General features: G+C 44.5%; 14 protein-coding genes. 12 read left to right on the plus strand and 2 right to left on the minus strand.

All coding sequences use genetic code 11. The features are described from left to right. Positions 1 to 4: 4 nt before the first annotated feature. From cmk to CUS_RS18820, 8 genes are all read left to right on the plus strand, one after another. Complete coding sequence (gene cmk / locus CUS_RS20735; RefSeq protein WP_002852037.1) at positions 5 to 1,369, plus strand: (d)CMP kinase; 1,365 nt, start codon at positions 5 to 7, stop codon at positions 1,367 to 1,369. Next, complete coding sequence (locus CUS_RS14580) at positions 1,369 to 3,327, plus strand: bifunctional 4-hydroxy-3-methylbut-2-enyl diphosphate reductase/30S ribosomal protein S1 (protein WP_037277622.1); 1,959 nt, start codon at positions 1,369 to 1,371, stop codon at positions 3,325 to 3,327. The genes cmk and CUS_RS14580 overlap by 1 nt, the downstream gene beginning before the upstream one ends. A gap of 364 nt (positions 3,328 to 3,691) precedes the next feature. Further along, positions 3,692 to 5,752 carry a transglycosylase domain-containing protein gene (locus tag CUS_RS14585; protein ID WP_227945478.1) on the plus strand — a complete coding sequence of 687 codons (2,061 nt, stop codon included), beginning with the start codon at positions 3,692 to 3,694 and terminating at the stop codon, positions 5,750 to 5,752. A 54-nt stretch (positions 5,753 to 5,806) separates the two neighbouring features. After that, positions 5,807 to 6,922 carry a THUMP domain-containing class I SAM-dependent RNA methyltransferase gene (locus CUS_RS14590; RefSeq protein WP_002852096.1) on the plus strand — a complete coding sequence of 372 codons (1,116 nt, stop codon included), beginning with the start codon at positions 5,807 to 5,809 and terminating at the stop codon, positions 6,920 to 6,922. Positions 6,923 to 7,067: 145 nt separating this feature from the next. Then, a complete protein-coding gene (locus CUS_RS14595; RefSeq protein ID WP_002852345.1) occupies positions 7,068 to 7,739 on the plus strand; it encodes an HAD family hydrolase in 672 nt (223 codons plus the stop codon). Between the two features lie 27 nt (positions 7,740 to 7,766). After that, positions 7,767 to 8,444: a TIGR00266 family protein gene (locus tag CUS_RS14600; protein ID WP_002852033.1), complete on the plus strand. Its 678-nt coding sequence runs from the start codon at positions 7,767 to 7,769 to the stop codon at positions 8,442 to 8,444. Positions 8,445 to 8,639: 195 nt separating this feature from the next. Beyond that, a complete protein-coding gene (locus tag CUS_RS14605; RefSeq protein WP_037277625.1) occupies positions 8,640 to 9,248 on the plus strand; it encodes a helix-turn-helix domain-containing protein in 609 nt (202 codons plus the stop codon). A 543-nt stretch (positions 9,249 to 9,791) separates the two neighbouring features. After that, positions 9,792 to 12,599, plus strand: coding sequence for a DUF6055 domain-containing protein (locus CUS_RS18820; protein ID WP_002852185.1), 2,808 nt, complete (start codon positions 9,792 to 9,794; stop codon positions 12,597 to 12,599). 262 nt (positions 12,600 to 12,861) lie between these two features. On the opposite strand, the gene CUS_RS14615 is transcribed toward CUS_RS18820, so the two are convergent. Further along, entirely contained in the window at positions 12,862 to 13,650 is a 789-nt protein-coding gene (locus CUS_RS14615; RefSeq protein ID WP_002851946.1) for a helix-turn-helix transcriptional regulator, read from the minus strand. A gap of 301 nt (positions 13,651 to 13,951) precedes the next feature. Here CUS_RS14615 and CUS_RS14620 point away from each other — a divergent pair, with 301 nt between their 5' ends. Further along, entirely contained in the window at positions 13,952 to 16,216 is a 2,265-nt protein-coding gene (locus CUS_RS14620; RefSeq protein ID WP_002852224.1) for a cellulase family glycosylhydrolase, read from the plus strand. 250 nt (positions 16,217 to 16,466) lie between these two features. Here CUS_RS14620 and CUS_RS14625 read toward each other — a convergent pair whose 3' ends face one another. Further along, a complete protein-coding gene (locus CUS_RS14625; RefSeq protein ID WP_002852088.1) occupies positions 16,467 to 16,772 on the minus strand; it encodes a hypothetical protein in 306 nt (101 codons plus the stop codon). Between the two features lie 324 nt (positions 16,773 to 17,096). On the opposite strand from CUS_RS14625, the gene CUS_RS14630 reads away from it, so the two are divergent. The 3 genes from CUS_RS14630 to CUS_RS14640 are packed head-to-tail and all read left to right on the plus strand — an operon-like array spanning position 17,097 to position 20,435. Next, entirely contained in the window at positions 17,097 to 17,786 is a 690-nt protein-coding gene (locus CUS_RS14630; protein ID WP_002852359.1) for a vitamin B12 dependent-methionine synthase activation domain-containing protein, read from the plus strand. Continuing rightward, positions 17,776 to 20,142 carry a homocysteine S-methyltransferase family protein gene (locus tag CUS_RS14635; RefSeq protein ID WP_002851957.1) on the plus strand — a complete coding sequence of 789 codons (2,367 nt, stop codon included), beginning with the start codon at positions 17,776 to 17,778 and terminating at the stop codon, positions 20,140 to 20,142. Before CUS_RS14630 ends, CUS_RS14635 begins: the two co-directional genes overlap by 11 nt. 59 nt (positions 20,143 to 20,201) lie before the next feature. Next, positions 20,202 to 20,435, plus strand: a complete 234-nt coding sequence (locus tag CUS_RS14640) for a hypothetical protein (protein WP_002852265.1) — start codon at positions 20,202 to 20,204, stop codon at positions 20,433 to 20,435. Positions 20,436 to 20,516 lie beyond the last annotated feature (81 nt).

The following is a 20,516-nucleotide window of genomic DNA, read 5'->3' on the forward strand; positions in this document are numbered from 1 at the left end:
ATATATGGGAATAAATATTGCACTTGACGGACCGTCGGGAGCGGGAAAATCCACGATCGCTAAGGCTGTTGCGGCAAAAATGCAGTACGTATATGTGGATACAGGCGCTATGTATCGCTCGGTTGCCTGCTATATGGTAACAAATGGTGTTGACCTTGACAACACTGAGGAAATAATCAGCAAGCTGTCTGAGATAAGCATAAAGCTGGAGTATAAAGACGGCGCACAGCATGTAATACTGAACGGTGAAGATGTTTCCGATAAGATAAGAACGCCTGAGATATCTATGGCGGCATCGAAGACATCAGCTATACCTGAGGTAAGAGCATTTTTGTTTGATTTACAGCAGACGATGGCGAAAGAGAATAATATCATCATGGACGGAAGAGATATCGGCACAGTTGTTCTGCCGAATGCCGATGTGAAGATATTCCTGACCGCTTCAGCTGAGGCAAGGGCACAGCGCCGTTTAAAGGAACTACAGGAAAAGGGTGATCCATCGACTTTTGAGGAAGTTCTGAGAGATATCGAACAGCGTGATTACAACGATACCCACCGCGAAACAGCACCTCTTAAAAAGGCAGATGATGCGGTAGAAGTCGATACGACATCGCTTGATCTTCAGCAGTCTATTGACGAGATATGCAGGGTCATAAATGAGAAGCTGGGCGTAAAAAAAAACGATGATGACGGTGCGGTAAAAAAAGAGCGGACTCCCAGAGTGCTGATGGAAGTTCAGCCGATATCGAAAACTCACCATGTCAACCCGCTGAAAGTGCTGGTTTATGGGATCCTGAGGTGGGCAGTCATCGGTATTTATCATTTATATTATGATATCAGGTGGGAGGGTACAGAGAATGTTCCAAAGGACGGCGGAAACATTTTCGCATCAAATCACCGAAGCTATCAGGATCCTGTCTTTATAGCGCTCCATGCCCGCGTACCGTTGTCATATATGGCTAAGGAAGAGCTTTTTCAGGGAAATAAGGCTTTTAAATGGCTGATATCCAATCTTGGTGCGTTCCCTGTGACAAGAGGAAAGGGCGATACGGCTGTTATAGACACATCTATAGAAAAGCTGGAGAGCGGCAGAAATCTTGCCATATTCCCTGAGGGGACACGCTCTAAAGACGGCAAAGTCGGCAAGGGCAAGACAGGCGTTGCGCTGATCGCGGCAGTTGCTCAGACAAAGGTCATACCTGTAGGCATAACTTTTGAAGGGAAGCTGAAATTCCGCAGTAAAGTCATCGTGCGTTACGGTGAACCTATAGTGCCCGCCGAGATAGGTGCATCTAATACCGACAGCAAGTCGCTGAGGGTGCTTAAAAATAAAGTAATGGAAGAAATAACCAGTCTGGTGCATGAATAATGTTAACTAAATGTAAACTTTTTGTAGCTAAAAGCGCAGGTTTCTGTTTTGGTGTAGACAGAGCGATAAAAATGGTGTATAATGAATTGGATAACCGAAATAATATTGTGACGCTGGGTCCGATCATACACAATCAGAATGTTGTTGATGACCTAAAGTCTAAAGGTGTTTATCCTGTTGAACTTTCCGAAGTCAGGGAAGGACAGACTGTTATCATCAGATCACACGGAGTAGGAAAGGCTGTTTATGACACGCTGGACAAGCTGGGTGCAGAGGTGGTAGATGCAACTTGTCCTTTTGTGACGAAGATACACAATATCGCGAAGGAAAGATCAGCCGACGGATATACCGTCTTTATCGCAGGCGACAAGTCACATCCTGAGGTACAGGGCATCATGGGACACTGCACAGGTGAGTGTTTTGTGTTTGAAAACTGTGACGAGTTTGAAAATTTGGTGAAAAATAGAGATTTTTCGTCAAAAAAGCTTGCAATTTTGGCTCAAACAACGTATAATAAGAATATGTGGAAAGATTGTGTGCCGCTTTTCAGAAAGTATCTGCCGCAGGCTGAGATCTGCGAAACTATCTGCAATGCCACCAATATCCGTCAGAATGAGGCTGAAGAACTGGCTCAAAAGGCTGACCTTATGGTGATAGTGGGCGGAAGACACAGTTCAAATACACATAAGCTTAAGGCTATCTGCGAAAAGCACTGCAAATGTGTGCTCGTAGAAACAGCTGATGAATTAAAGAAGCTCGGTCTTGACCTGAGCGGCGCAAGATTTATCGGAATCTCTGCCGGTGCTTCGACACCCGGCTATATTATAAAGGAGGTACAGGACACTATGAGTGAACTGCTGAACAATGTTGACAATACTGTTGACGAAGAATTTAATCTGGAGGCGATCGATAAGACCCTCAAAAAAATATATCCGGGAGCGAAGGTTGAAGGCACTGTCGAATCTGTGAACGATACCGAGGTCATTGTTGACATCGGCACCAAGCACACCGGCTATGTTTCTCTGAACGAGCTGACTGATGATCCTACCAAGAAGCCCTCTGATATCGTAAGCGTTGGTGATACCATCGAACTGATCGTAATCAAGACCAGCGATACTGACGGTACCGTTCTCCTCTCCAAGAAGAGAGTTGACGCTGTTAAGAGTTTCCAGAAGATCAAGGATGCTGCTGAGAGCGGCGAGATACTGGAAGGCGTTGTTACCAATGTTGTAAAGGGCGGCGTACTGGTTTCTTCTGATGGCGTTAAGGTATTTGTACCTGCTTCACAGGCTGCACCCAGAAGAGATTATGACCTCAATGAACTGCTGAAGCAGACTGTTAAGTTCAAGATCCTTGAAGTTAACGACGCTAAGCAGAGAGCTGTTGGTTCTGTAAGAGCTGTAGCAAGAGAAGAAAAGGCTGCTGCACAGAGCAAGTTCTTTGAAACTGCTGTTCCCGGCACTGAGATGGAAGGCGTTGTTAAGTCTATCACTGACTACGGCGTATTCGTTGATCTTGGCGGCGTAGATGGTCTGGTAAGAAGAGCAGACCTCAGCTGGAACAGGATCAAGCATCCTTCTGATGTTGTTTCTATTGGTGACAAGGTAACTGTTACTATCAAGGATATCGATCCTGAAACTAAGAAGGTTTCTCTTACATACAAGAAGGATTCCGAAAATCCTTGGGAGATCTTTGTTAACAACTACAAAGAGGGTCAGGACGTTAAGGCAACTATCGTTTCCATCACTTCTTTCGGTGCATTCGCGCAGATCATTGATGGTATCGATGGTCTTATCCACATCTCTCAGATCGCAAATCAGAGAGTAAACAATGTGGCTGATATACTGGCTGTTGGTGATGTTGTTGATTGCCGCATCACTGAGATCGATTCTGAAAAGAAGAGGATCAGTCTGTCCAGAAGAGCTCTGCTCGATGACGAGGACGAGAGCGCTGAATAATCGGCATTTATCATGGGGACGATTATTCGTCCCCATTTTTTATTACAGAAAGATGAACCTGCAATGGTATTATTGTACTGTTTTAAGCGCCTGTCTGCGTCATAATTTGTGTGCGTTGGGGTTGCATTATTCTTAAAAATATGGTATAATAATATAAGTGTTGATGTTTGTGTGTTAATGCGCATACAATAACGAAAGGTCTGACTTTATGGAACAAAAAAGAAGAAATACAACAAGAACAAAGAAAAGACACGGCACCAGTCCTGTGGTGCACATTTTTAAGGCTTTTGGTACTTTACTGCTATCGATTTTTTTGATAGTTATTATCACGATGTCTATATTTGGCACCGTTTTGACGATATATGTGCTGAATTTTGCGGATACTACAACTACAGTAACACTTGAAAAGAATCCGCAGAGCAATATTAGCCGCTTTCTTTATGATAATCCTGATTATGATGAGGAAACTGATGACCCGATAGATCAGTATGTGCTTTACTATTCAATGAGAAATGAATATAAGCACTATATCTGGGTCGACCTTGAAGATATTCCGCAGGTAGTTCAGGACGCTTTTGTGTATACAGAGGACGAGCGTTTTTACAGCCATGACGGTGTTGACTTCAAGAGTACGTTTGCTGCATTTGTAAATATATTCCTGCCGAATAACAGAACAAGAGGTGGTTCGACCATCACCCAGCAGACTATAAAAAACCTGACAGGTGATGCTGCAACTGAAGGTGTTCAGGGTATTGAGCGTAAGATACGCGAAGTATTCCGCGCTATTAATGTTGAGAAAACCTATACTAAGGATGTAATTCTTGAAAGCTATCTGAACATCGTTCCTCAGGGTACTCAGAAGGAAGATATAATCGGCATTCAGGCAGCAGCTAATTTCTATTTTGGCAAAGATGTTTCCGAACTTGACCTTGCTGAGGCGGCTTGCCTTGCGGGTTTGAATAATGCTCCCGCGTACAACAATCCAATAGATAATATTGACAATAACAATATCAGACGTAAGTACTGCCTCAAAAAAATGTTTGATAACGGTGCTATCTCAGAGCAGGAGTACAACGAGGCGCTCCATGAAGAGCTCGAATTGGCAGGTAATTTCAATTACTCAAGTGAAACAGTTTATGATGGTGAACTTGAAGATCAGGGAATAACCGACTGGTATCTTGATGCTGCGATAGAAGAAGCTATCAGCAGGATAGCAGAAGAGGCAGGCTGCACATATGAAGATGCTCAGACGAGGCTCTATAATGGCGGTTATACTGTTTATACTAACGTTGATATAGACATGCAACGCCGTGTGGAAAAGTCGATGCAGGATGCAAGTAATTTTACGACTTATGATATGGATCCTGAAGAAGATACTCTTTGGTCTGCTTTTATTTGTATGGACTATAAGGGAAATGTCAGATCAGTCGTCAGCAGCCGTTCTGAAAAGACTGATATACGTGGCTACAATCAGGCAACACAAGGTTCACGATCACCGGGTTCGTGTATTAAACCGATAGCTTCTTACGCACCCGCGTTGGATCAGGATCTGATAACCATGTCATCGCTTTATAATGATAAACCTCTTATGGAAGTGGAGCAGGAAGACGGCACTAAATCACAGTGGCCTGTAAACTACTCTGAAGATGGTTTGTCGGGTAACTGGTCATATAAAGACCTTTTCACTTATCAGATGTTGCTCAAATCGCTCAATACTATGCCTGCACAGCTGGTAGACAAGCTGACTCCTGCTTACTGTTTTAATTTCCTCAAGACAAAGCTGGATGTCACATCGCTTCGTGATTCTGAATCTGACTACTCGGCTATGACTGTCGGAAGCCTGGGTATGAGCCTTGATGAACTTGTGGGCGCTTATATGATATTCGGTAACGGCGGCAGAAAATATGATGTCAGCTTCGTTTATAAGATCGAAGATTCTGCGGGCAAGGTCATTTACGAAAAGAATGACGGATATAAGCAGGCGATCTCTGACAGCACAGCTTATATAATGAACCGTATGATGCAGTACGTTATCAATGATAAGGAAGGTACAGGCAGATACGCAAAACTTAAGAAGACCGATCTGGTCGGCAAGACAGGTACTTCGGAAAAATGGGAGGATCTGAACTTTGTAGGCTGCACACCTGACTATGTTTCAGGTATATGGATAGGTTATGAGAACCCTGAAACGATACCGACAAATGATTATGAGAATATCGGTCAGATATGGAAAAATGTATTCGGTGATATTGCTGATTCGTCAGAACACAAGAGTTTTGATGAAACATTCCCGATGCCTGACACAGTTGTAAAACAAGATTTCTGTTCAAGAACAGGTCTGCTGGCATCAAATGGCTGCTCAAGCAGAACAACAGGATACTTTAAGACATCAAATACACCTGATTATTGCTACGGCGGACATTAAATTATCCGTGACCTCCGTACTGATGTGCGGAGGTCATTTTTTGAAAGGTTAAATATGAATAAATTAAGACTAGCTGTCCCATGTCATTTCGGACTGGAAAAAACGTTAAAATTCGAGGTCGAAAGGATAGGCGGAGAGAATATTACTGTGACTGATGGCAGAGTCAGCTTTGACGGTGACTTTGAAACTGTTGCAAAAGCAAACCTCTGGATATCAACAGGGGAGAGAGTTTTGATCGAACTGACCAGCTTTACAGCCAGAACATTTGAAGAAATGTTTCAGGGCGTTCAGAAGATACCGCTGGAGGAATTTATCGGCAAGTTCGATGCTTTCCCTGTTAAAGGGCATTCACTGGATTCACAGCTTCATTCAGTTCCCGACTGCCAGAAGATAATCAAAAAGGCTTGCGTCAAACGCCTTGAAAAAGTCTACGGTATTTCGTATTTTGAGGAAACAGGCGCTAAACATCAGCTTCAGTTCTCTCTTATCAAGGATGTTTTCACACTTTATCTAGATACATCGGGCGCAGGACTTCACAAGCGCGGCTACAGAAGAAATTCAAATGCGGCGCCGATAAAAGAAACTCTGGCTGCGGGTATAATCGATCTCGGAAGAGTAAGGGCGAATTCCATCGTTTGCGACCCAATGTGCGGTTCGGGTACTTTTCTGATCGAATCCGCTTATAAGGCGCTGAAAGTTGCACCCGGTATCAGGAGAAATTTTGCAGCCCAGCAGTGGGATCAGATACCTGATAAGATATGGCAGAATGCTCGAACCGAAGCGATGGATATGCTCGACAGAGAGGGAAGTTTTAAGGCATTTGGCTTTGATATCGATGATATCGCAGTAGAACTTAGCCGTGATAATGCTAAGAAGGCAGGTGTCGGCTCAAAGATAACTGTTAAGCAGCAGGATATCAGCAAATTTGTTCAGCCTGAGGAGTGCATCACTTTCTGCAACCCTCCTTATGGTGAGCGTCTGCTTGAAATACGCGATGCTGAAGAGTTATATAAGCGTCTTGGGGACAGGCTGCAGCCGTCAAGGGAAAGACCTTGCTATATAATCTCGCCACATGAAGAGTTCGAGAAATTCTTCGGTAAAAAGGCTGATAAAAAACGTAAGCTATACAACGGAATGATAAAATGTGACTTATACATGTATTTTAAATGATGAATATAGAAAAAGCAAAACAAATTTCGCCACATGACTCAGCTGTGCTTCACGGGCTGCCCGAAAATTACAGTTAACTTATCGAACAGCTTGAATATGCACAGATAATTTATCTTCGGAAAACAACTTGAAACAGGGAGATTAGATGTACACTTTAAAGAATATTGACGGCATCATCTTTGATATGGACGGTGTTATTTTCGATACGGAAGCGCTCAGCATGCGATGCTGGAAAAAGGTCGGTGAACGACATGGGCTTGAAAATGTCGAGGAGAATATCCGTCTATGTATCGGCAGAAGCACTAAGGATACTAAGCGTATAATCGAAGAGGCTTACGGTGATAAGGTCGATCTGGATGCTCTTTATGCTGAGTCCAGACAGGTCATACGCGAGGCTTTTGCACATGATGGGATACCGCTTAAGGCAGGCGCCAGAGAGGTGCTTGAGTGGCTGTATAACAGCGGTGTCAAGGTCGGACTTGCATCTTCGACCAGCTATGACACCGTTGTAAGTGAGATGAAAGAGGTCGGACTGATACATTGCTTTGATATCATCGTTGGCGGCGATATGATAGAGAATTCAAAGCCTGACCCTGAGATATATCTGTTGGCTTGTGACAAATTGGGAGTTGACCCTGAAAATACTCTGGCGGTGGAAGATTCGCGCAATGGTATTATCTCAGCAAGTGCGGCAGGAATGATACCTGTTCTTATACCCGATCTCATTGAACCTGATGCTGAAATGCTTACCAGATCACATGTCAAGTTAAAATGCTTGGCGGATTTTAAAGATAAATTGTTAAGTACAGGCATATAGCCTGACAAATAAAGGAGGTACAAAAATATGCGTTACGAGATCCAAGGAGAGCCGCTGCCCGTAGTTATCTGCTATCTGGCAAACGGCGAGGCTATCAAGTGCCAGCAGGGTGCTATGAGCTGGATGAGTCCCAACATGAACATGTCCACCAATGCAGGCGGCGGAATAGGAAAGGCTTTATCGAGAGCTTTCTCGGGTGAGTCTATTTTCCAGAATGTCTACACTGCCATGAATGGCGACGGCATGATCGCGATGGCATCTAATTTCCCGGGTTCTATCAAACCGATGGATGTTTCACAGATGCCGATCGTTGCTCAGAAATCAGCTTTTCTTGCCTCTGAGATGGGTGTCAACATGGAGATATTCTTCCAGAAGAGGTTTGGCGCGGGTTTCTTCGGCGGTGAAGGCTTCATTATGCAGAAGTTCTCAGGCAATGGCACAGTATTTCTTGAACTTGACGGTTCTATCATCGAATATCAGCTGGCTGCAGGTCAGTCGATGCTGGTTGACACAGGTTGTCTTGCAGCAATGGAGGCATCTTGCTCTATCGATATTGAACAGGTTTCAGGTCTGAAGAATATGTTCTTCGGCGGTGAGGGCTTCTTTAATACCAGAATTACAGGTCCGGGTCATGTTTGGCTCCAGACAATGCCTGTCAGCAATCTTGCAGGCGCTATCAGACCTTTTATACCTACGAGCGGCTAAAAGCAGTCTGCTCTGTTTTATGAGTGTTTTTGTCCCTGATCTTTTCGGTCGGGGACATTGTTTTGACTTTCCCAACCAACGGTTGAGTTGTCTGTAAATGCCCGATTTATCGGAATTTTTTGCAACTCAACCAACAGTTCGTGTACAAAAATGAAATTCTGTGCTATGATAGGCACAGAAAGGAGGATAAGGCGTATGGATCAGATAATGATAGGTAAATTCATAGCCGCTTGCAGAAAGGAAAAGAAAATGACACAGGCTCAGCTTGCTGAGAAACTCGGTATATCTGACCGCGCTGTTTCAAAATGGGAAACGGGCAAATGTATGCCTGATGCTTCGCTTATGCCTGAGCTTTGCGAACAGCTTGGCATAAGCATCAACGATCTGTTCAACGGAAGGAGAGTCACTATGGAGAACTATAAGGAAGCTGCTGAGGCAGCGATGCTGCAATTAAAGGAAAATGAAGAGAAGAAGAACCGTATGATGCTTGACCTTGAAATTGGGATGGGAATTCCGTCTGTGATCACGTTTGTGGTGCTTTTGGGTGTCGCGGCATATGCGGACATACCGAATGTGCTGAAAGCTGTTCTGTTGATCGTCGGCGCGGTGCAGTTTTTCTTTTACCTGTATCACGCGCTGAAGATCGAAACGGAAGCGGGTTATTACAAGTGCCAGAACTGCGGAAACACGTATGTTCCCGAGTTTAAGGACGTTGTGATGGCGATGCACAGCGGACGTTCAAGGAAAATGAAATGCCCTGCCTGCGGTGAGAAATGCTGGCACAAGAAAGTAATATACAAGTAACAATAAACGCTCACTGCATTTTACGGTGAGCGTTTATTGTTTGATCACTAACATCAGATCATATATCATAAATTTGTAGTCGGCTGTTTGCACCGTACAATATAGGCATTGAGTCGTTTTGTCGGGGAAGTGTTTTTGATCGCCAGATTCGTAAAAAAGGTCAAAACTCCCCGTATGTGCATACATAAAGTTTTTTACGGCAAATATGATCGGGGGATTAAACAACTTTGCTATTTTAGCGAAGTTGTTTCAGCTGTATGTTCAGGTTATAGTAAAAGCATGTTAAGCCATCTTATTTATATAAATTATTGTGCTGAATTACTATAAAAATGTCTGATTTTGAAATAAATATATCCACTTTTGTAATTGAAGCCAACTCTCTTTTAATGTATCATAAAAGTGGAATAGTATATATTTCTATGGCTATCACGCTGATATATCAAGCTAAACATCGTTTGAATGGCTGATATAGAAATGCGTCGGCTTTTCGTGGAGCATTAAATTTTGCAGCCATATAATCAAATTATTTAGGAGGAGATCCGAATGTCAAGTCTGTTCAAAAGAATAACCGCAATTGCATCAGCAGGTGCAATAATGTCAACGGCTCTTGCCGCTTTTCCCTACAGCTGTGTCGCGGAGGTCACTACATCTCTGAGTACACGCGACCCCTGGTGTGCGCGAGAGGATGTAAATCGCTGGGAGTCTGAACACTTTCAGTTCATCTGGGGCAAGACCGGTGCCGATTCAGGCAAGGTAACGCAGGCGTTCCTTGAGGAGAATGCGAAAAACCTTGAGGCATGCTGGGATGTTTACATGAATGAACTCCATATGGAGCCGCCTACGCAGTCCACCAACCGTTCGCTGCGTGACGGTAATCAGTATAAGGTAAATATATATATTTCCGGTACAGGTATCTCGAAATTCCCTGATGACTGGGCGTGGATGGGATATGATAATCAGGGATACGCTTTCATGTTCTGCTGTGTCGGTGCTATGCAGAATTCTCCAAACCCGTCATGGGTACTGCCTCATGAGTTCGGACATGTTGTTACAGCACATCAGATCGGTTGGAATAATAACAAGTATGTCGGCGCACTTTGGGAAGCGATAGGCAACTGGTTCCGTGAGCAGTTCCTTTACTCTGATTACTACAAGCAGTGGGGAAATGTTTCGGGTGTAACTGACTATTTTGAAACATACAGCAAAAATCTTTGCTTTACGCCCATTCTCGGACGTGACAATTATGCCGCATGGCTTTTCCTGCAATATCTGACAGAGAACCCCGATGGTCTTCAGGGCTATGGCAGCAGTTTTGTTAAAGATCTTATGCAGCAGGGCAAGGTCGATGAATATCCGTATCATGAGATCGAACGTCTTTCGGGTGCAGATATAAAGGATACGCTCGGACATTATGCTAAGCGTCTGGCTACACTTGATTTTAAGCACAAGCGCGATTATCTGAAACGTCAGGAAGAACTTTTTGATCGCGGTGAATGGAACTGGGGCGAGATATATACACTTCTCGAAAAAAGCACCGATACGGATAATTTTTATACCGTTCCGACCGAGCGTGCGCCTCAGCAGTTCGGTGTGAACGTTGTTCCCCTTGAAGTAACAGGAAATAAAATAAGTATAACACTCAAAGGTCTTACCGATATCAAGGGTGCTGACTGGCGTGCTTGTATCGCAGTGGAAGACATTAACGGCAATACGCGCTACTCTGACCTCTTCAAGTCGGGCGAGACTATGACTATGGACTACGGCAACAATGATTCCGCAGCATATCTTACAGTCACAGCCACTCCTGATTCTGATACATGGCAGCAATATGGCGTGCAGTATATGTTCAGCGAAGGTGAATTTGATGAAAATCACGCGCCGTTTCTTGGCAAGAACCGTTATCCTTACGGTGTGACGATAACAGGTGCAGGTATAAAGCAAGCCCGTGACAATTCATCTACAGCATATGGCAGAAGACATTCAAACGGCGGCGGTTTTGTGGCATATACTGCAAAGGTCGACGATTCTGTTTATGTTGGCGAGAATGCCAGAGTTCTCGGATATGCTACTGTCAAGGGCAATGCAAGGATAGAAGATCATGCGATCGTCACGGGTTCTGCTTCGGTTTCGGGAAATGCTATCGTAAAAGGTCATGCTGTCGTAGCTGAAAGAGCGACTGTTAAGGATAATGCAATAATCGCTGACTATGCAGGTGTAATGGGCAATTCCGTTATTTCTGACAATGCCCGTGTGATCGAAAGCGGACTTGTGTTCAATAACTATAATGTAAGCGGCAATGCAACAGTCAAAGGTGTTGCATACGGACTTGCAGGCGGCAGTGCCTCAGGTCAGGCTATTCCCGATGGTGATTACTATGATGACACGGGAAGAAATCTGCAAAAGGGTGCTATATACGGTTGGGCAAGCTATGAGGGATATGCTCTCAATCGTCCGTTCACTGACGGTCAGTATGCAGGACTTGAATTTAGTTCCGAAAGCAAGAATATTGCCGCTGATACTTATACATCAACTTACGCCATGAACTTCGGTACTCCCGAATGGAATAATAAACTTACAAGCGCAAATGGCGTTCTGACATTCAACAACAACAGTTATATGGTCGGTGACAGTTCCTATGCAGCTTTGCACGATGCGGATTATCAGACAGCGATACTGCTCAGGGATAACAGCAAAAACACTATCTTCCGTTTTGGTGATGATGAAAAGTATATGTCACTGACTGCCGAGAACGGAGATCTTACCTTTACAATCGACAACGGAAGCGGCGTGCAGTCGGTGAAGGCTGAAAATTCCTATAAAGTCGGACACTGGGCAACGGTAAGCGTGATACTGGACGGCGATAATGCAAAACTGGTTGTAAACGACGGAAGCGGAGCGAAATCTGTGTATGCGACAGTTACGGCGGATCCGATAGATATCGTCAGTGATGATGCTTCATACCTGATCGCTGACAAAATGAACGGTTCAATGGACTTTTTCAGAGTGAATTTCAAGGAAGTTGCTGAGCCGACTTACTATTATACCGAACATGAAGAGATAACTCCCGCAGTTGAGTATCCAAGAGTTACCAATATCATATACAACGAACAGTACCACCAGTTCAGAATGACATGGAGTCCTGTTGCCGGTGCTCAGAATTACGGCATCGCTGTATATCTTGCAGGCAAATGGAAAGTCCAGACCCAGACTATACCCGCAGGTACTACATATTTTACCTCGCCAAAGCTGAGAGCAGGACAGACTTACAAAGTAGTGGTTGCCGCTAAAGTCAATGGCAAGTGGGATATATCCTCACTCAACAGCAGGGCTGTTACCGTTACGATCAAATAAACATGATCACCGGTAAACGAGTTTACAGAAAGATCTTGATCTAAGCAAAAAATGTAGGATCAAACTATATAATTTGCTGATATTAAATCAAAATACTTCGTAACATATCGGTGATATGACCTTATATCTCCAATACCAAAAGACCCGCAGATGCAATTTGTATCCGCGGGTCTTGCTGTATTATTTGTGGAATGTTTTGTGCTGACATATGATACTGTGGAATATTCTTCACTTGTTCCAATGATCGGGAATTATGAATTTATCAATTCTGTGTTTTCATTCTGCGATATTCCAGCGGAGTTATGCCGCACCTTTCTTTGAACTGGCGAGCGAAGTGCTCATAGTTTCGATATCCGCATTTTTCTGAGATATCGTGGGCGTTCAGGTCGGTAGTCGTCAGAAGCATCATGGCATATTCAGTCTTGGCGTTGATGAAATCCTGTACGAATGTCACGCCAAAAGTCTTTTTGTAGTAGTATTGGAAAGATGCGGGACTCATGCGTATCTCATGTGCCGCCCATGTTATCGAGCGCGGAACATACGGCTCGGCATATATCTTGCGGCGTATCGTCAGCAGCATCTCATACTCAGGACCGTGTGCCTGAACTTGCGGCAGGTGAAGAAGATCGCTGACGCGGTTGAATATCAGCCACATATAATGCTGCATGTTCTCCTGTGCGTATGGCGAATGTGAGGCATATTCATCGGCTACAGCCTTTATGCACCAGCTGAGAAAACCAGCGTGAGTTGTTGTTATGCCCTGCGCGTATGGTATATCTCGTTTGAGAAACTCCTCTTCCTCGCCTTGACCGAATTGGAAATGCACCCAGTCGTTGGCAAATTCGTGCTTTGGTACGCATCTGTAAAACTGCGGCATTCCCTGCGGGTAAAGAAAGAACGAGTCTTTTGGGATAATAACATCTTTTCCGTCAAGCGTGAAGACAGCATCAGTCCTCAGTACCAACAGCAGAAAGTCACCACTGCCGCAGGGGCGTTCAATAAAGAAATCAGCATCGTGTTTGTGCCCATACCCTACATTGTTTATTTTCATTATATCCACCTGCCTGATAAGTATAGGAAAAATTGCCGTATTTTTTTCATATTGTTAGCAAAATGTAAAAAGGTGAGTTTTTTAAAAAACATCATCTAAGTTATATTATATATCATTGTAAAGCCCGATGTCAATAGTATATAATATTTTTGGCGGAACGGATAAATTATTATATACATTATCCACAAGCCGATGCTCACGGTCGGCACTGCTGTGAGCAATGATGAAGCAGTCTGCTGACACATCACCCAAAATTATCGGCAGACTCAGAACCAAAGTTTAATAATGAGGTGAACGTATCATGAAAACAAAAAGCAGAAGGGCACTGACACTTTCAACTGTTTGTGCTATGGCACTTTCATGTCTGGCTTTTGCTGAACCCACAAGGGCAGAAGCCGCTTTCGAGAAAGATGCCAAACAGACCGTCGCAGACATGGGGCTGGGCTGGAATCTCGGCAACTCGCTGGACAGCTATTCCGGCACGACCATAGGCGGCAACAGGGGAAGCACATCTTCCGAAACTGCATGGGGCAACCCTGCGACCACCAAAGCCATGATAGATATGGTCAGGGACTCGGGCGTCAAGACAGTGCGTGTACCTGTCACCTGGTATGAACACATGGATCCCAACACATACAAGATCGATGATGTCTGGATGAACAGAGTCGAGGAAGTTGTCAATTATGTACTCGAAGATGACATGTACTGCATACTGAATGTACACCATGACACAGGTGAGAATGGCTGGCTGAAAGCCAACAGCAACAATTTGCAGAACAAAGAAGCGATGTTCAGGTCTATCTGGGAGCAGATAAGCGAGAACTTTGCTGACTATGGCGATAAACTGGTGTTCGAGGGCTTCAACGAGATACTTGACGAAAGTTCAAACCAGTGGTGGAACCCAAGTTCGGAAGCCTGCCCCATTTCCAATGAACTCAACCAGATATTCGTTGATGTTGTAAGAAATTCGGGCGGCAACAATGCCAGAAGAAATCTTATCTGCAACACATACTGCGCAGGTGCAAATAATGAGATCACCAGTCAGTTCGTTCTGCCGAGAGATACCGTCAGCAACAGGCTGATAGTAGAAGCGCACGTTTACCAGCCATTTGAATTCACCCATGAGAGCTACCCTGAGATAACTACATGGACAAGCTCGCCGCTGGATATGGTGCTCAACAATCTCAACAGCACTTTCGTGCAGAGAGGAATACCCGTTATAGTCGGTGAATTCGGCTGTGCAAACAAGAACAACATGAGCGAGATAACTTCTTGGTCGAAGTACCTTGTCGAGAAATGCACCCGATATGGCATGGGCTGTATCTGGTGGGACAACGGTTCGCAGTACAAGATCTACAACCGCCGCACGCTGAAAATTTCTCAGCCCGAACTGCTCAATGCAATGTTGGAAGCATCAGGTTCGGCTATTCCTTCGACTTCGCAGAAGGTCATCGCAGGCGATGCAAACGGCAACGGCAAGCTGGACGAGAACGATGCAGAACTGATACAGGACTATGTGGTCAGAAAGATCTCGACCATCAGCCAGAATGCTGATATCGATCTGGACGGCAAAGTTACCATTATCGATCTGGTACATCTGAAACAGGCGCTTGCAAATCCCGACCCTGTAAATGACCCCGCAAATCTCTGCTCAAATGAAGATAACTGGACAAGCTGGACTGACACCTCCAACGGTGGTCAGGGCGAGATGTTCTATGTTGACAACGGCGTTTCCATGCAGGTAAACAGAGGCGGCAAGAACGAGTGGGATACACAGTTCTTCTATGAGGGCATCACCCTTGAACAGGGCGCAAAGTATCAGATATCCTTTGATTATGTCAGCGATAAACCTCAGACCACTGCTTTCATAGTAAATCAGGGTCACGATGATTATCTTCCCTATTTCAGCGAGAACCTCAGCTGGTCAACGAATGTTCAGCACTACAAAGCGACCTTTGACTACACTTCAAAGACCGACAACATGTGCCGCGTTACATTCAATCTGGGCGGCAGCAGCGTGAATGTTCCTTACAAGGCAACCGTCACCAACCTCTCGCTTATCAAGCTGAGCGGCGGTTCATCTTCGTCATCTTCCTCTTCTTCTTCTTCACAGAACGACCCGCCTGTATCGACAGGTACAAATCTTGCGGCTGATGTTTCTAAATACACAAGCTGGGCAAACACTGAGGGTGGTGCATCAGCATCGTTCAAGTCGCTTAACAACGGTCTTCAGATATCTGTAAACAGAGCAGGTTCGGAAGAATGGTATGTTCAGGGAATATACCCATCTGTTAAATTTGAAAAAGGCGCGACTTACGACATTTCATTCGACTATCAGGCAGACAGGAATGCGAAGTTCGGTTTCAAGATACAGCAGAACTACGAACCTTACGGTCAGTATTTCAACGAGTCTGTTTATGCTTCATCTCAGAAACAGCACTATTCCACAAAATTCACTATGACCGAACCGACAGATGACAACACAGCCTGCGTATTCAACTGCGGCGCTGTCGATGCACCTGTGAACATAACCATCACAGACTTGGTCATCACAAAGAGCAACTGATATATCAAACTAAGTCGTAGAAAAAATAGAAGCAAGACCTCCTGCGTTATCATCTCCCTGCGCAGGAGGTTTTTGCTGTACGGATATTATTCAGGGAGATTTTTTGGTATAAGCAAGACAAAAAGTTGCTTTATCGGATCCTGCCAAAAACTGCTTGAAAGATTCGGAATAGCAAAATTCGGGTTTCATGACAGTGCGCATAAGAAAATGATAACAGCCCTCTCCAACATGACAGGAAAGGGCTGATTTTTTAGTCAAATCTCAATGTTTTTCGTATCTCTTTGAAATGCTCAAATTCTTCGGTGAGATGGGCTAGACAGGCTTCAAGACCTTCAGCAGAATAATCTTCGCTGTACTGGGCGACAAGTTCTTCTGCCATATCAAAGCATTTTGTTCCGTACCAGACAGCCATTTTCAACTCACTTTTTTCATTGCTGTCTTTTTTTGCCTTTTTTGGAACTATTCGATAATTGAAATTTGTGTAAAGACTGCCTGACCAGATGTTGCCTTCTTCAAAGAAGTAAAAAGTCGGCAGGTCAAAATAACCATGAAGCATAATATCGACTCCTTGAACTGATGATCAACTTGATGATAATTATAACACATGTTTGATGATTTTGCAAGTGCATGTTCTAATAAACTGCGAAGATCATATTTCGGAAAACTAAGAAATACGAATAAGCGTAACGATGAGAAATCATGGCGTTGAATGTATTCCCCGCCTGCGGCGGGGAAGAATAGACAAAAATACAGCAATATTATGTCAAAATTTATTTCCGTGATAATAAACTAAAAAATAATGGTTAAATTTGGTCGATATGTATATTGGACAATGTTTTCAAATGTGATATAATAATTTGGATAGGGGGCGGTTTGTGCTATGAACGGTTATTTGCAGGTCTGTCTTGAAAAACTTGATAAAAGTGAAGCGCTGCGTTATATGGGTTATGGCAGGACTGTGCCTGATGAGCGCATTCTTTCGATGATGGATGAGTGCGAAAAGGTTCTGCTAGGTGTTATAAAGCCATGTGCCATATATCATGTTTTTGATATACAGCCGCTGGAAGATGGAGTTGCTGTATGCGGGACTTCTTTGGTGCTAAGGGGCAAGGCGATATCTGAACATCTTGCAGGGTGTGTGAAATGTGTATTGCTGGCGGCAACTCTTTCTGCACAGGCTGACAGGGTCATACGCCGTTATGAAGCAACAGATATGACACGCGCTGTTATGGCTGATTTTTTGGCAAGTGCAGCGGTCGAACAAATCTGTGATAAAGTGGACGAGCAGGTGCGTGGTGAGTTCGAGGAATTTTTTCAGACATGGAGGTTCTCTCCGGGATACGGAGATCTTCCGCTGGATATTCAGGGAGAATTTCTTGATATTTTGCAGGCGCAGAAGCGCATCGGGCTGAATGCAACAGAAAACAACATCTTAACGCCGAGAAAATCCGTAACTGCGGTGATAGGGCTTAGCGATCACGATATACCTAAGGGCAGACAGGGCTGTGCTGCGTGCAACATGCGTGAGGTCTGCCAATTCAGAAAACGAGGAGATCATTGTGGGATTTAGAGAACTTTTAAAACAGAAAGAATTTGTTATACTGGACGGTGCGATGGGTACCATGCTTCAGGCTAAAGGTCTGAAAATGGGTGAAACGCCTGAAGTAATGAATATTGAGAAACCAGAATGGCTGATGGATATCCACAGGCAGTACATTGAAGCGGGTTCTGATATTATATACGCCAACACCTTTGGTGCGAACAGACACAAGCTGGCAAAAAGCGGCTTTTCCGTTGATAAAATAATAGGTGAGGGCATAAAGCTGGCACGTAAAGCAGTCGAGGGTACAGACACACTGGTCGCGCTGGATATCGGTTCAATCGGGCAGATGCTTGAACCTACAGGCACGCTGACATTTGAGGAAGCCTACGACATTTTCAAAGAAATGGTCATAGCAGGCAGAGAAGCTGACCTTGTGGTATTTGAAACTATGACTGATCTTTATGAATTCAAGGCGGCAATACTTGCGGCTAAGGAAAACAGCGACCTGCCGATAATGTGTACCATGACTTTCGAGGAGAATATGCGTACTTTCACAGGCGTTGATATCAGCGCAATGTGCCTGACTGCTGAAGGTCTGGGCGTTGATGCTGTTGGCGTTAACTGCTCACTGGGACCAAAGGAACTTTATCCTGTTGTTGAGAAGATATGTCAATGGACGAACCTGCCTGTTGTGGTCAAGCCGAATGCAGGTCTGCCTGACCCTGTTACCAATGAATATAACTGTTCTGCCGAGGAATTTGCTGAGTTTGCCGAAGCACTGATACCGCTGGGCATAAAGGTCATTGGCGGCTGCTGCGGTACCGATCCCACTTATATAGCGTGCCTAAAAAAGATGCTCGATGGTAAAAAATGTGTACAGAGAAATGTACATATCCCCGCAGTGTGCTGTTCCGCGACTGATGTTGTGGTCATTGACCAGCCGCGCATAATCGGTGAGCGTATCAACCCTACAGGCAAAAAACGTTTCAAACAGGCACTTCTGGAGGGCGATATCGACTACATTCTTGGGCAGGCTATAGAGCAGATAGATGCGGGCGCTGATATACTTGATGTCAATGTTGGTCTGCCTGCGATAGATGAAAAAGCTATGATGGTCAAGGCGGTAAAGGCTTTGCAGGGGGTCGTTGATGTGCCGCTGCAGCTTGATTCGACCATACCTGAGGTCATGGAAGCTGCGTTGAGAGTCTACAACGGCAAGCCTATAGTCAATTCGGTCAATGCTGAGGAAAAGTCGCTGAATACCGTTCTGCCGCTGGTAAAAAAGTACGGCGCGGCTGTTGTCGGTCTGACACTTGATGAGAACGGCATACCAAAGACTGCCGATGAACGTTTCAACCTTGCTAAGAAGATACTTGACCGCGCTATGGCGATCGGGATACGCAAAGAAGATGTTTATATTGACTGCCTTACGCTGACTGCATCTGCCGAACAGGAAAACGTTATGCAGACAGTAAATGCTGTACGCCGTGTAAAGGAAGAACTGGGACTTAGAACAGTGCTGGGCGTTTCAAATATCAGCTTCGGTCTGCCAAGCAGAGAGATAGTGAACCATAACTTCCTTATGATGTGTCTTACAAGCGGTCTTGACCTGCCGATAATGAATCCGAATATCGCTTCGATGACTGCAACCGTAAGGACTTACAAGCTGCTGACAAATATCGACAAGAATTCGGTGGACTTCATCGCTCATTACGGGGGAGATACTTCTTCACCTATGCAAAAGGCTGAGAAAAAGTCAGATATCGACCTGCCGTATGCCATTGAGCATGGTCTTAAGGGTGAGGGTGCTGAGATAACTGCTAAACTCCTTGAAACTACTGATTCAATGGTCATAATCAACGAAATGCTGGTGCCTGCTCTCGATAAAGCGGGTGAGCAGTTTGAAAAGGGCAAGATATTCCTGCCGCAGCTGATACAGACCGCAGGTGTTGCGCAGGCATGTTTTGAAGTCATAAAGCAGAAAATGCTGGCTGACGGCGGCAACAGTGTTTCAAAGGGAAAGATAATCCTTGCGACAGTCAAGGGAGATATACATGACATCGGTAAAAATATCGTAAAGGTGCTGCTTGAAAATTACGGTTATGAAGTTATCGATCTCGGAAAGGATGTTGACTATCAGACAGTAGTTGATGCGGCTATCGAAAATGATGTGCATCTGGTCGGGCTTTCGGCGCTGATGACGACTACGCTTGTCAGCATGGAAGAAACCATCAAGCTGCTGAGGGCGAATAACGTTGACTGCAAGATAATGGTCGGCGGTGCGGTGGTCACGCCCGATTATGCCGAGCAGATAGGTGCAGACTTCTATTCTAAGGATGCAAAACAGTCAGTAGATATTGCAAGACAAGTTTTCGGAAACTGAATAAAACCTGAATACACTCCCATAATCAGTATGAAAATACTTTTGTGGGAGTGTTGTTTATGTCAAAATTTACACGTTTCAAACTATGTGCTGCCGCAGCACTTGTGTTTACTGCGATGTCTGACAGTTGTGAAAAACTTGAACTGCTAAAACAGAATACATTTTTTCCGTCACAGGCGCTGGAATTTGATGCAGAAGAAAAGTCGCCTCATGGCGAACTGGTAGTCATATCACCAAAAGGGAAGATCGAGATATCTTTCAAGATAGCAGAACTGCTTCAAAATTTGCTATAAGTACAGTAAAATGTACTTGCTGCGTTTGACAAAACTATCGAACGGTGCTATACTGTAGTAGAGTTTATTTACACAGGAGGC

Origin of the sequence: Hominimerdicola alba 8 (assembly GCF_000178155.2) — a bacterium.
In the GTDB taxonomy this organism is placed as follows: domain Bacteria; phylum Bacillota; class Clostridia; order Oscillospirales; family Ruminococcaceae; genus Hominimerdicola; species Hominimerdicola alba_C.

Excerpts from the sequence above, each read along its gene's own strand:
- cmk (WP_002852037.1), top strand. The coding sequence starts at position 5 with ATGGGAATAAATATTGCACTTGACGGACCGTCGGGAGCGGGAAAATCC.
- CUS_RS14580 (WP_037277622.1), top strand. The coding sequence starts at position 1,369 with ATGTTAACTAAATGTAAACTTTTTGTAGCTAAAAGCGCAGGTTTCTGT.
- CUS_RS14590 (WP_002852096.1), top strand. The coding sequence starts at position 5,807 with ATGAATAAATTAAGACTAGCTGTCCCATGTCATTTCGGACTGGAAAAA.
- CUS_RS14595 (WP_002852345.1), top strand. The coding sequence starts at position 7,068 with ATGTACACTTTAAAGAATATTGACGGCATCATCTTTGATATGGACGGT.
- CUS_RS14600 (WP_002852033.1), top strand. The coding sequence starts at position 7,767 with ATGCGTTACGAGATCCAAGGAGAGCCGCTGCCCGTAGTTATCTGCTAT.
- CUS_RS14605 (WP_037277625.1), top strand. The coding sequence starts at position 8,640 with ATGGATCAGATAATGATAGGTAAATTCATAGCCGCTTGCAGAAAGGAA.
- CUS_RS18820 (WP_002852185.1), top strand. The coding sequence starts at position 9,792 with ATGTCAAGTCTGTTCAAAAGAATAACCGCAATTGCATCAGCAGGTGCA.
- CUS_RS14615 (WP_002851946.1), bottom strand. The coding sequence starts at position 13,650 with ATGAAAATAAACAATGTAGGGTATGGGCACAAACACGATGCTGATTTC.
- CUS_RS14620 (WP_002852224.1), top strand. The coding sequence starts at position 13,952 with ATGAAAACAAAAAGCAGAAGGGCACTGACACTTTCAACTGTTTGTGCT.
- CUS_RS14625 (WP_002852088.1), bottom strand. The coding sequence starts at position 16,772 with ATGCTTCATGGTTATTTTGACCTGCCGACTTTTTACTTCTTTGAAGAA.
- CUS_RS14630 (WP_002852359.1), top strand. The coding sequence starts at position 17,097 with ATGAACGGTTATTTGCAGGTCTGTCTTGAAAAACTTGATAAAAGTGAA.
- CUS_RS14640 (WP_002852265.1), top strand. The coding sequence starts at position 20,202 with ATGTCAAAATTTACACGTTTCAAACTATGTGCTGCCGCAGCACTTGTG.